Below are 12,271 nucleotides of genomic sequence, written 5' to 3' on the forward strand. Positions count from 1 at the left end.
GCGCCACGCTATCCCGCCGTTGCCGCGCCCTGCCGCATCGGGCCGGCCTTTGCGCGGAAAGCGCGCTTGCGGGGCTTGCCAGATTGCCTTGCAGCGTATATAGAAATGCGCTGGTATAACGCGCAGACCGCGCCGGGCCTTGCCGCCCTCGCGGGTGCGGCAGTCCTTCGGGCCTTGTGCCCGTCCACCGATTTTGGAGGTGCGTTTTGTTTGAATCCCTAGCGTATGCCATGGGCACGCCCCAGGCCGGCGGCGCTCCCGCCAGCGGTACGGATATGCTGATGCAGTTTTTGCCGCTCATCATCATGTTCGCCATTTTCTGGTTCCTGCTCATCCGTCCGCAGCAGAAGCGGGCCAAGGCCCACAAGCAGATGCTCGCGGAGCTCAAGCGCGGCGACCATGTGGTGACCTCCAGCGGCCTGTTGGGGCGCATCCTTGAAATCGACGACGAGCAGGTGCTGCTGGAATGCGGCGAGGCCAAACTGCGCGTTTCGCGCGGGGCCGTCGGCGGTCTTCTGCCCGGCAAGGGCGGCAATAAAGACGCCGTAAAAGAAGAAAAGAAGTAAACCGCACTGCGGCGCCGGTCTCTCGCGGCCCTGCCGCCCCCTTTGCGGGGCGGTTGTTGCGGCCGCGCGCGGCAGCGCGCATGTGGAGCCCGTGGGCCGGACCGGACGGTCCGGTTCAGGGGCTTTTGCCGTTGGCGCGCCCGGCGCGGCCGCGGCCAGCACGCCCATGAGCGCGTTGAGCGCTCCTGGCGCAACGTTTCAGCGGAAGGTGAACGATGGGTCTGCGTTGGCGATTGTCCCTGTCCATCCTGGTATTTGTCCTCGCCCTGGTCTACACCCTGCCCAGCGTGCCCGTGGTGGGGCCTGCCCTGCAGGGTGTGCTGCCCAAGAGCAAAATCAATCTGGGTCTTGACCTCAAAGGCGGCATCCACCTGACCCTGGGCGTGGACGTGGCCAAGGCCGTGAGCAATTCCCTGGCCCTGGCCGGCCAGGATCTGCGCCGCGTGGCCCAGGACGAAAAAATCGTGGTGCTGCGGCCCCGGGTGGTGGGCGGCACCTCCCTGGAATTTCTGCTGCCCAGGGCGGAAAACGAGCCCGCCCTGCGCGAGCTTCTGGCCAAGCAGTTTCCGCAGCTGCATGTGGGCGAGCCCCAGAAGGGCGACGCCGGGCAGCTGCGTTATGTGGCCCGCTTTACGGATGCGGAAGTGAAGCGCCTGGAAGGCCTGGCCCTGGATCAGGCCCTGCGCACCATCCGCAACCGCATTGATCAGTTCGGCGTGGCCGAGCCGGATATCCGCAAGCAGGAGGGCAACCGCATTCAGGTGCAGCTGCCCGGCATTTCGGACCCGCGCCGCGCCGTGCAGATCATCGGCCAGACCGCGCACCTGGAATTCCACCTGGTGCGCGACGACGTGGACCCCGGCAAAGCCGTGCTGCCCCCCGGCGTGGTGGCGCTGCCCCTGCTGGAAAAGAACCCCGGTCAGGGCCAGCAGCGCGAGGCGCGCATCGCCGTGGAAAAGGACGCCATGCTCACGGGCGAGGATGTGGCCGACGCCCGCCCCGCCTTTGACAATATGAACCAATCCTATGTGACCCTGACCTTCAACGCCCGCGGCGGCCGCATTTTTGAGCGCGTCACGGGCGAGAGCGTGGGGCGGCGCATGGCCATTGTGCTGGACGGCAAGGTCTATTCCGCCCCGGTCATCCGGGAGCGCATCGGCGGCGGCCGGGCCAGCATTTCCGGCAGCTTCACCACAGCCGAGGCCCAGGATCTGGCCATTGTGCTGCGCGCGGGCTCCCTGCCCGCCCCGGTCTCCGTGCTGGAAGAGCGCACCGTGGGCCCCTCCCTGGGGCAGGAGGCCATTGACAGCGGCATGCGCGCGGCAGCGGTGGGCGCGGCGGCGGTGGTGCTGTTCATCGCCGTCTACTACGGCCTGAGCGGCCTCATCGCGGATCTCATGCTCTGCTTCACCATGCTCATCGTCATGGCGGGCATGGGGGCCTTCGGGGCCACCCTCACCCTGCCCGGCATTGCGGGCATCGTGCTGACCATCGGCATGGCCGTGGACGCCAACGTGCTCATTTACGAGCGCATCCGCGAGGAGCTGCGCCTGGGGCTCACGCCGCTGGCGGCGGTGCGCGCCGGTTTTGACCGCGCGGCCATCTCCATCACGGACTCCAACCTTACGTCCATCATCGTGACCGTCATCCTGTACCAGTTCGGCACCGGTCCCATCCGGGGCTTTGCCGTCACCCTGGGCCTGGGCATCATGGCCTCCATGTTCACGGCCATCTTTGTCTCACGGTCCATTTTTGAAGAATGGGCGCGCCACTGCGGCCCCAAAGGCATCAGCATCTAGCGCCGGGGAGGCAGCGTCATGGGCCTGAGTTTTATCAAGCACGACACCAAGATTGATTTTATCGGCTTTCGCCACTGGGCCTACGGCATTTCCGCCCTGCTCATCCTGGTGGGGCTTATTGCCGCCGTGTGGGGCAACGGCCTCAGGATGGGCATCGACTTCGCGGGCGGCGTTATTGTGCAGCTGCAGTTTGAAAAGCCGGTGAGCGACGAAGACCTCAAGGCCAGCCTGGACGTGCCGGCCTTGCCCGGCATCACCACCCAGCGCTACGGTGAAAGCGGCCGCGATTACCTGCTGCGGTTCTCCAAGGCGGAAAACGCCGACGCCACCCAGCTGCGCAGCACGGTGAACGAAACCCTGGCCGCGGCTTTCCCCGACAACCCGGCGGAAATCGTCCGCCTGGAGATCGTGGGCCCCAAGGTGGGCGCGGATCTGACCAACAAGGCCCTGAGCGCCCTTTACTATTCTATCCTGCTCATTGCCGTGTACATTTCCGGCCGGTTTGAGCAGCGCTGGATGGCGGGCGCGGCCATGGCCGCCGCCCTCTGGGGCGGCATGTACCTGGTGGGCCTTACGGGGCTGGGCATGGGCTGGCTGGTGCTGCTCTCTCTGGGCATCACCCTGGCGGTCTGCCTGGTGCTGCGCCTCAACTTCGCCCTGGGCGCCGTGGTGGGCCTGCTGCACGACGTGCTGATCACCGTGGGCCTGCTGGCCCTCATGGGGGTGGAAGTTGACCTCAACGTCATGGCCGCCCTGCTGACCCTGGTGGGCTATTCCCTCAACGATACCATTATCGTCTACGACCGCCTGCGCGAAAATCTGCGCGCCGACCCGCACATGGACATGGCGGCGCTCATCAACCGCAGCGTCAACCAGACGCTTTCGCGCACCATCCTCACCAGCGGCACCACCTTTCTGGCCACGCTTTCCCTCTTCCTGCTGGGCGGCGGCGTTATCCACGACTTTGCCCTGACCATGCTCATCGGCGTGGTGGTGGGCACGGCCTCCTCCGTCTACATTTCGTCGGCTGTGCTGCTGGCCCTGGGCGATACGGCGTTTTACGTCGGCCTGGTGCAGAAGAAGGGGCAGTATGTGCGCCCCGGCGAGCACGGCGTCGTGTAAGCGCCCTGCCGCCAGGCGCGGACAAAAGCCGCCGATGTCCGGATTGCCGGACATCGGCGGCTTTTTTGTCGCATCCTCACATCTGCAGGGCGGCGCGTCAGTTGTCTTTTATGCATTCTTCATCTATGCATAGCGCTGCAATACTGTAAGCCCTGCACTGCCGTTGCGCGGGCGGCAACCTGGCGGGGACGCGGGCGCGCGCCACGGCAAGCGGCCACCTTTGCGGCTGGCCTCTGGCCAGGGCGCGGCCCCGGCCCGGCACTACGTCCCGGAAAAACAGCACCAGGCGGTTGCGCCGCGTCCGCAGCCTCAGGGGGGCGCGCCACGATCATGCCCATCCACATCGACACGGCCGCATTCAGACAAAAAATTTCGGAGGAGGCCCCCCTTCTGCGGGCAGGGGGGCTTTCCCTGGCTTTGTTCACGGTGAGCATGCTGTTCAGCCTGCTGCTCGCCGCCTCCCTGCTGCGGGCCTTTACCAGTGAAAGCCTGTTGCGGGCCTACGGCCTGGCAAGCGGGCAACTGGCCGACGCCGTGGCGCGGGAGCTCCGCTTTGGTCGGCCTATGGCCCCTTCCCCGGCCCTGACCGACAAGCTGGTCAATGCCATGGACACGGCTCCGGGCCTGCGCCGCCTGACCGTGCTGGACCCTGCGGGGCGGGTGGTGACAGCACAGGACGCCGCCCAGGGAACGCCCCTTTCCGCAGCGGCGGCTGCGGCCCCCAAGCAGCCCTCCGCCGCCCCGGAGCGGTCTCTGGAGCAGGCGGGCGAAGCGGCGGCCCCGAAGGCCAGAACCCTTCTGGGCTGGCGGCTGGAAGGCGACGTCTGGACGCGCGGCTATGAACTCGTGGGCGTGGGGGGCCGCCCCGCCGGGCGCTTGCTGGCTTCTGTGAGCGACTCCCAGATCTCTGGCCAGAGCCGGACCTTTGTCCAGGCCGCTGTGGCGGCGCTGCTGTTCCTGGGGCTGACCGCCTGCTTCGCCCTCATGGGCTGGATGGGCCGCCTGGCGGATCGTCAGGACCGGCAAGACCTGTCTCGCGTGCTGCGCCGCCGGATGCTCTGCATTGTGGGCGGCGCGCAGGTTGTGCTTACTGTGGCCGCACTCTTTGCCCTGCAGCATTTTCTGGACGTTTCTGTGCAGCGGGCCCTGTCCGTTTCCGGCGGCGTGCTGGCGGCGGATCTGGAAAATCTGGTCCATAAGGGCGTGCGCCTGGAAGGCCTGACCCCGTGGGAAGACCTGCTGCGGCGTCGGGTGGAAGCCGCCCCGGAGCTGGGCGCCGCGGCCCTGGAAGAACAGGGCCGGACCCTGGCCGCCTGGGGCGCGCCTACGGCCGCGCGCCCTTTGCGCATCCCGGTCTGGCGTTACTGGCCCTCGGCCAATGTGCGCAGAACTGAGGCTGCGGCCCTGCTGCTCTGGCCCGACAGCGCCTTTATCCGCCGAGCTGTGCGCGAAGCCGCCCTGGACCTGGGCACGGCCTTGGCCGTCTCTCTGCTTTTGCTCCACGAGCTGGCGTCCTTTCTGGGGGCAATCGGGCTGGGGAGCGCCGCGCAAAGGGCCGCCCCGCAGGGCGCAGGCCCGCCTGCCCGTACCCCCGCCGCAACCGGCATAGCCGACGCTGCTGCCGCGTCCCGGCGCGAGGTGGTCATCCGGGCCATGACTTTTTTCTTTTTTCTGGGCTACGACATGGTGCTTTCCTTTATCCCGCTGGCTGCCGCGTCCCTGCCGGGAAGCATCCCCTTTGTGCCGCCGGAACTGCGCAACGCCCTGCCCATCTCGGTGGAAGCGGCGGCTGCCGGGCTGGGGCTGGCCGTCGTGGGCCTGCGCAACGCCCGTTCCGGTTGGCGGGCCTGCTGCAGACCGGCCTTCGCCTGCGCCGTGGCCGGCGCGTTGCTCTGCGCCCTGGCCCAGCACATCGCCCTGTTTACCCTGGGCAGGCTGCTCTCTGGCGTGGGCTTCGGCATGGCCCTCATGGCCGGGCAACTGGGCGCGCTGGAATCGGCCCGCGGCCGGGCGGCCGCCCTGGCCGGGCTCTATGCCGCAGTTTTTGCCGGCAGCATCTGCGGCAGCGCCAGCGGGGCCATGCTTTGCCAGCTCTTTGACGCGGCCCTTACGTTTAAGGTCTCCGCCGCGCTTCTCCTGCTGCCGCCCTGTCTGCTGCGCCTCCTGCCGCCGCGGACGCCGCCCGCGCAGCCCCTGCCGCAGAACGCGGCCTGCCCGGCGCCCGCTGCGGGCAGCGCATGGAAAACGCTCGCCCGCCTCGCCGCGGCCCCCGGTTTTCTTCTGCCCGTGCTCTGCGTATCGCTGCCCGCTTCCATGTGCCTTACGGGTTTTCTCTATCTGGCTGTGCCCACCTTGCTCCAGCGCGGCGGCGTGGCCCAGTCCGACATCGGCCGCCTGTTCATGCTCTACGGCTTTTGCTTTGTCTGCCTGGGGCCGGGCATTGCCGCACTGGCCGACAAATGCCGCAGCCAGAGGCCGTTTGTGGCCGCCACCGGCCTTTGCGCCGGGCTGGCCCTGCTCTGCGCCTCTCTGCTGCCCGGCTACCCCGGCTTTGCCTTGGCCGTAGTGCTCACCGGCATTTCGCAATGCCTGCTGGCCTCCAGCCTGCTGGTTTTTGTTCTGAGCCTGCCTGCGGCCCGCAGTCTGGACGCCGGTCTGGTGGGCGGCGCCTGCCGCATCTGCGAACGCTTGGGGCAGACGCTTGGCCCTGTGGCTTTCGGCGCTGTCCTGGCCGTTCAGGGCGGGGTCAGGGGGCTGCTTCCGCTTGGCGTGGGATTCTGCGCCGCCGCGTTCTGTTTTTTTGTTCTGTCCGCAGTGGGACGCAAGGAGTAAGCGGGGGGAAGCGTTGCGGCGGGAGGGAGTTTTTGCGCCCAAGAAGCCGCTCCGGGCCTTCCCGAAGCGCTGCGTCGGTCTTCGCAACGCCGGTTGGGACAGCGCGTTTTACGCTTGAAGGGCTTTGGCGACTGACGGCGCACGTCGGCACTCCGCCGCAAGGCGCAACGGAAGCCGACTGCGCGGTTGCGCGCCGCAGCAGGCGCCTTGCCTGTCGCCGGGAAGAGGCCTGCGCAAAGGCTATGCGCTCTGGTTTCTGCGGCGGCGCAGGCGGGCGCGGATGTTTTCCACTACAGAAGGGGCGGCGCGCCAAGCCAGGGGCAGAAAAACAAGGGCGAAGGCGCAGCCGCCTGCGGCCAGGGCCGCACAGGCCGCCAGGAAGGGATGCAGGGGCAGGCGGCTCTGCACGGCTTCGGCGCAGAGCCAGGCGGCCGCCGCGGCCGGCAGGGAACAGCCCAGCACGCGCAGGGCCAGGCGCGGAAGCCCGCCGAGAGCTTCGGAACCGTTGCGCCGCGTCCAGACGCCCATGAGCAGCAGCACATACAGGCTGACGCTGATGCAGGAAAGCGCGGCGATGCCCAGGCCGCCGTGGGGCACGGCCCAGTAGCGATAGATGGGCAGGCAGACAAGGGTCATGATGGTGCCGCTGATGGCGGGGGTCAGGGTATCGCCCTGGGCGTAGTAGCCGCGCACCAAAATGGCGTAGACAAGCCAGAAGGGCGTGGCGGCCAGCATGAGCCGGGTAAGGGGCAGGGCGGCCATGGTGTCTTCCGGGCTGAAACGGCCGCCCTGGAAGATGATGGTCAGGACAGGCCAGGCCAGGGCCGCCAGGCACAGGGCACAGGGAAGAATCAGGCTCAGCCCGGCGCGCAGGGCTTTGCGCAGGGTATGGTGGAAGCCTGCCGTGTCGCCCGCCGACAGAAGATTGACCAGAAAAGGATAGGAGGCCACGGCGGCGGTCTGCCCCATGAGCCCCACGGGCACCTGAGAGATGCGCCTGGCGTAGCTCAGCAGGCTGACGACGCCGTCGCCGGCCAGGCTGCCAAACACGCGCAGAAACTGCTCGTCCAGCATAATGACGGTCTGCCCCAGCATGAGGGGCAGGGCCGTGAGCAGAAAGCGGCCCATAAGGGGATGCCGCCAGCGCATATGCAGGTGCAGGCCGTCTTCGCGGGCCACCAGCAGGGGAAGCAGAAACGCGCCGATAAAAGCCCCAACCGTGGCTCCCAGGCAAAAGCCCGCCATACCGCCCAGCTGCGCAAGAAAGTCCGGAGAGAACAGGGCGCGCAGCAGGTCGAGCTGGGCCAGGCGCGGCAGCAGCACGCCGCAGGCGATGATGCAGAGGTTGTAGATGAGCGGGGCCAGGGCGGGCACGCGGAACTGCCGCCGGATAAACAGCAGGGCGGTGAAACAGGCCCCGCAAAGGAAAAAAATCTGCGCCGGCAGGACAATGCGCATAAAAAAGGCCAGGCGTTCGATCTGCTCCGGGTCAAAGCCGGGGGCCACCAGCCGGGCCAGGGATCCGGCGGCCAGTATGCCCCCCACGGTCAGCACGGCGGCCGCCGCGGCCAGCCAGCAGAAAACACAGGAAAAAAAACGCCAGGCGTCGTCTGCGTCCTCGTGCAGCCGCCGGGTAAACAAGGGAATGATGGTGATGGACATAAACCCGCCGGCCAGCAGGTAATTGATGATGTCCGGCACCACAAAGGCGGCAAAATACATGTCCGACTCGCCGCCCGCGCCGAACTGCCAGGAAATGACCTTGTCCCGCACCAGGCCCATGATCCGGGAGAGGATGCTGGCCCCGGCCAGGAGGATAGCCGCCGCGCCCATGCGCTGCTGCGCGCCCAGACGGCTCACGGACGCTTCCTCGGCCGGGTGCGGCCGGCAGTGGTGGTTGCGCCGCCTGTGCGGCGGCCGGATTTTCTGGCGCGCGGGGCTTCGGCTGACGGGCCCGCAGTGCGGGGTTTGCCGCCGCGAGCGCGGCGTGCGCCGCCCCGGTCTTTGCCGCGGGCAGGGGCGCGGCCGCGCCGTCCGCTCAGGCCTTTGGGCAGCTCCAGGGGCAGAAGGCGGATTTCCAGGCGCCCCAGGTTCACCTCGCTCAAGGCTACCTCCACCTTCTGGCCCATGCGCCAGAGCGCGCCGCTGTGTTCGCCCGCCAGGGCCATGCGGCGGGCGTCAAACTGGTACCAGTCCCCGCCCAGGTCTTCCACCCGAATCATGCCTTCCACGGGCATGTCGCCCAGCTCCACAAACAGGCCGTGTTCATTGAGCCCGGCCACCACGCCGCTGAAGCGTTCGCCCACGCGGGGCAGCAGGGCCAGGCAGCCCAGGCGGCGTTCCATTTCGCGCTCGCAGGCCAGGGCCGCGCGCTCGTTGCGGTTGAGCTGGTCGCCGATGCGCAGCAGTTTTTGCCCGGCGGGCAGGCGGCCCACATCATGGCCCAGAGAATATTTGAGCGCCCGGTGCACCAGCAGGTCGGCGTAGCGGCGGATGGGCGAGGTAAAGTGGCAGTAGGCCGTCGAGGCCAGGCCGAAGTGCCCTTCGTTCACCGGCTGATAACGCGCCTGGGGCATGGCCCGCAGGCAGAGCCGGTTGACCAGAAATTCCTGCTCCGTACCGTGGGCGGCCCGCAAAATGCCCTGCAGAGAGGCCGCCGTGGGCTGCGGCGGCAGGGGCAGACCTGTGGCCGTCAGGGTGTCGAAAAGGCTCTCCAGGCGCTCCGGATCCGGCTGCGGGTGCACGCGGTAGAGGAAGGGCAGGCCCGCATCGCGCAAATGCCGGGCCACGGCCTCGTTGGCGGCGATCATAAATTCTTCGATCAGCCTGTGGGCGTCGTGGCGCTGGCGGTGGCCCAGCCAGACTACCCGGCCCGCCGCGTCCTGGCGGCTGTCGGCTTCGGGGAGGTCGAAGTCCAGGCTGCCGCGCGCTTCGCGCGCCGCGCGCAGCACGGCATAGAGCGCAAAGGCCGTCTTTAGCATGGCCAGCACTTCCGGGCCGCGCGGCTGGGCCTCCAGGGCGGCGCGGGCGGCCGCGTCCTGGTCCAGCAGGCAGGCCTTGACCTGATCGTAGGTCAGGCGCGCGGCGGAGCGCATGACCGCCAGGGCAAAACGGGCCTTGCCCGGCGCACCTGCGGGCGAAAAGGGAATCTCGGCCAGCACGGCCAGGCGGTCCTGGCCGGGGCGCAGGCTGCACAATCCGTCGCAGAGGGCCGGGGGCAGCATGGGCTCCACGGACTGGGGAAAGTACCAGGAATTGCCCCGCGCCAAGGCCTCGGCGTCCAGCGCGCCCGGCAGGCCGCGGCCGCGCGGGCGGACATAGTGGCTTACGTCGGCAATGGCCACGCGCAGCAGCCAGCCGCCGCCGGGCCTGGCCTCCACCTGCACGGCGTCGTCAAAGTCGCGGGCGTCTGCGCCGTCAATGGTCACCAAGGGCAGGGGGCGGAGGTCTTCGCGGCCCTCCAGGTCCTGCGCCGTGGGCCCGGCGGGCAGGGCGGCGGCCTCGTCCAGGGCGGCGGGCGGAAACTCGCGCGGGGCCTGGTGGTTGATTTTGACCAGGGCTTCCTGCACGGCCACGGTGTCTTCCTGGCCGTAATTCCCCAGCAGCCGCGCGGACCAGAGGTCGGCGGCCAGCTGTTCCTGCGGGGCCAGCAGCACCAGCGTGCCCGTGGCCGGGGGCGCGGCGTCCTGGGGCAGCTCCACGCTGAATTCCACGGGCAGGCGGGCGTCGGCCGGGCTGCAGAGCAGGCGGCGGCCCGATCGCCAGCGCACATGGGCGGGCACTTCCGTCAGGCCGCGTTCCACCACTTCCAGCACGCGCCCCGTGCCGCCGCGGGCATTGCCGGGGGTGAGAACCACGCGCACCGTGTCCTGGTGCCAGGCTCCGGCCGTGGCTTCGGGGGGGATGTAGATTTCGGATGGCAGGCGGCCGCCGGGGGCGTCGCGCCGGAGGCTGACCAGCCCGCCGCCGTTGCGTAGGGCGCTGAAGCGGCCGAGCACGGCGCGCAGGCTCTGGGGCCGCGCCCAGAGGCCGCCGGGCAGGCGGGCCAGCCGGCCCTCTGCGGCGAGGTTTTCCAGGGCGTCCAGCAGAGATTTTTTGGCGCGGCGGGGCAAATGCAGTACGCGCAGCAGGTCGTCCAGGCGCATGGGACGCGCCTGGGCGGCAAAGGTCTGCTCCAGACCGGCGGGATCGGGCAGCGTCGCTGCCGGGAGGCCGCGTTTGGAGGAGTTTTTTTTCATGAAGGATCCGTCAGAGCGCGAAACGGGGGCAAAAGGCCAGGCCCTTTACCCCCGTGGCAAGACAATGAAAGGCGCGGGCTGCGCTCACTCGCGGTTGCCGCCGAAGAGGCGCAACATCATAAGGAAAAGGTTGATGAAGTCCAGGTACAGGGTCAGCGCGCCCAGAATGGCCCCCCGGCGCACGGCGGTGCCGTCCTCCAGGGGCGCGGCCGCGCCGAACCGGCGCAGCTTCTGCGTGTCATAGGCCGTAAGGCCGGTAAAGATCAGTACGCCGATGCAGCTGATGATCAGATCCATCATGGTGCTGCGCAGAAAAAGATTGACCAGCATGGCGATGACCAGGCCGATGAGCCCCATGAACAAGAAGCTGCCCATGGAGGTGAGGTCGCGTTTGGTCACGGTGCCGTAAACGCTCATGGCCAGGAAGGTGCCAGTGGTCACCAGAAAGGCGTTGGCAATGGACGCGATGGGGTAAACCACAAAGATGGACGAAAGGGTAGCCCCGGTCACTGCCGAATAAAGCAGGAACAGGCCCGTAGCCGTGCCGGCGGACATTTTGTGCACTGCCGCCGAAAGGGCGATGACAAGACCGAACTGGGCCACCAGCAGCAGGATCATGATCAGCGTGTTGCCGAAAATCGCCGCCTGCACCGACGGCGAGGTGGCGACCGCATAGGCCACCACTGTGGTCAGAGCCAGACCGGCGGTCATCCACTGGTAGACCTGACGCATGTAGAGGGAAGCAACGCTGCTGACGCCGCTCTGGGCGACACTGCGGGTAGTGATGGGCATCATATCCTCCGAAAACGGTTGGAAACGCGGGCCGGAGGCCGCTGCGCCGCGAGCGGGAGGTCCGAAGCGGCGGGGCGATTCCGTAGGGTTTCATGGTGAGTATATATGACCTGCGGCACAATTAGCAAGGGGGGCGCGGACGATCCCCCGCGGCGCGGCGACAGTTTTGCGCCTTTGGCGCGGCGTGCCGCCGCGCGCCCGGCTTGCGGGGGCGGCGGCCCCGTGCTACCCAGGGGGCAGGCCCGGCGGGCTTGCCGTCCGCGCGGGCGATCTGCACGCACGCACACACCAAGGAGCGGATATGTATAAGCTATTTTTCGGCGCAGGCTTGCGTCGTACGGTCATGGCCCTGTGTTTTTCCCTGCTGGCGGCGGGCGCGGGCCTGCTGGCGGGCGCGGGCGGCGTCCGCGCGGCGGCCCCGGACCCCACGGTGCGGCTGGAAACCAGCCTGGGCGAGATTGTGCTGCGCCTGGACGCCCGCAAGGCCCCCATCAGCACGGCCAATTTTGTGCAGTATGTGAAGTCCGGCTTTTATGACGGCACCGTCTTCCACCGCGTCATCAAAAACTTCATGATCCAGGGCGGTGGGCTCACCCCGGATCTGAAACAGAAAGAAACCCGCACGCCCATCCGCAACGAGGCGGACAACGGCCTGAAAAACAAAAAGTACACCATTGCCATGGCCCGCACCAGCGAACCCCACTCGGCCACGGCGCAGTTTTTCATTAACGTGAAGGACAACGCCTTCCTGGACTTCAAAAACCAGACCCCCCAGGGCTGGGGCTACGCCGTGTTCGGCAAGGTCGTCAAAGGCCAGGACGTGGTGGACAAGATCGCCGCCGTGGCCACCGGGCACAAGGGGTATTACGACGACGTGCCCGTGCAGACCGTGGTCGTTAAAAAAGCCGAAGTGCTGGAGTAG

The 12,271-nt window shown here is 67.9% G+C and carries 8 protein-coding genes; 5 read left to right on the forward strand and 3 right to left on the reverse strand.

The window, feature by feature from the left end; genetic code table 11:
* The first annotated feature begins 206 nt into the window (after positions 1-206).
* The 4 genes from yajC (at position 207) to BLS55_RS06775 (ending at position 6,319) form a co-directional block, all read left to right on the forward strand.
* Complete coding sequence (yajC, locus tag BLS55_RS06760) at positions 207-566, forward strand: preprotein translocase subunit YajC (protein WP_257243165.1); 360 nt, start codon at positions 207-209, stop codon at positions 564-566.
* 215 nt (positions 567-781) lie between these two features.
* Positions 782-2,365: a protein translocase subunit SecD gene (gene secD / locus BLS55_RS06765; protein ID WP_092153659.1), complete on the forward strand. Its 1,584-nt coding sequence runs from the start codon at positions 782-784 to the stop codon at positions 2,363-2,365.
* 18 nt (positions 2,366-2,383) lie between these two features.
* Positions 2,384-3,487, forward strand: coding sequence for a protein translocase subunit SecF (gene secF, locus BLS55_RS06770; protein ID WP_092153661.1), 1,104 nt, complete (start codon positions 2,384-2,386; stop codon positions 3,485-3,487).
* Positions 3,488-3,817: 330 nt separating this feature from the next.
* Entirely contained in the window at positions 3,818-6,319 is a 2,502-nt protein-coding gene (locus tag BLS55_RS06775; protein ID WP_092153663.1) for an MFS transporter, read from the forward strand.
* A gap of 240 nt (positions 6,320-6,559) precedes the next feature.
* Here BLS55_RS06775 and murJ read toward each other — a convergent pair whose 3' ends face one another.
* The 3 genes from murJ to BLS55_RS06790 all read right to left on the reverse strand — a co-directional run bounded on the left by murJ (position 6,560) and on the right by BLS55_RS06790 (position 11,349).
* Positions 6,560-8,179, reverse strand: a complete 1,620-nt coding sequence (gene murJ / locus BLS55_RS06780; protein ID WP_092153665.1) for a murein biosynthesis integral membrane protein MurJ — start codon at positions 8,177-8,179, stop codon at positions 6,560-6,562.
* Positions 8,176-10,557 carry a ribonuclease R family protein gene (locus BLS55_RS06785; RefSeq protein WP_092153667.1) on the reverse strand — a complete coding sequence of 794 codons (2,382 nt, stop codon included), beginning with the start codon at positions 10,555-10,557 and terminating at the stop codon, positions 8,176-8,178. Before BLS55_RS06785 ends, murJ begins: the two co-directional genes overlap by 4 nt.
* Before the next feature lie 84 nt (positions 10,558-10,641).
* Positions 10,642-11,349 (reverse strand): Bax inhibitor-1/YccA family protein, encoded by a 708-nt coding sequence (locus tag BLS55_RS06790; RefSeq protein ID WP_092153668.1) that lies wholly within the window; start codon positions 11,347-11,349, stop codon positions 10,642-10,644.
* 343 nt (positions 11,350-11,692) lie between these two features.
* Here BLS55_RS06790 and BLS55_RS06795 point away from each other — a divergent pair, with 343 nt between their 5' ends.
* Positions 11,693-12,271: a peptidylprolyl isomerase gene (locus BLS55_RS06795; RefSeq protein ID WP_092153767.1), complete on the forward strand. Its 579-nt coding sequence runs from the start codon at positions 11,693-11,695 to the stop codon at positions 12,269-12,271.

It is taken from the genome of Desulfovibrio legallii (assembly GCF_900102485.1).
GTDB lineage: Bacteria > Desulfobacterota > Desulfovibrionia > Desulfovibrionales > Desulfovibrionaceae > Desulfovibrio > Desulfovibrio legallii_A.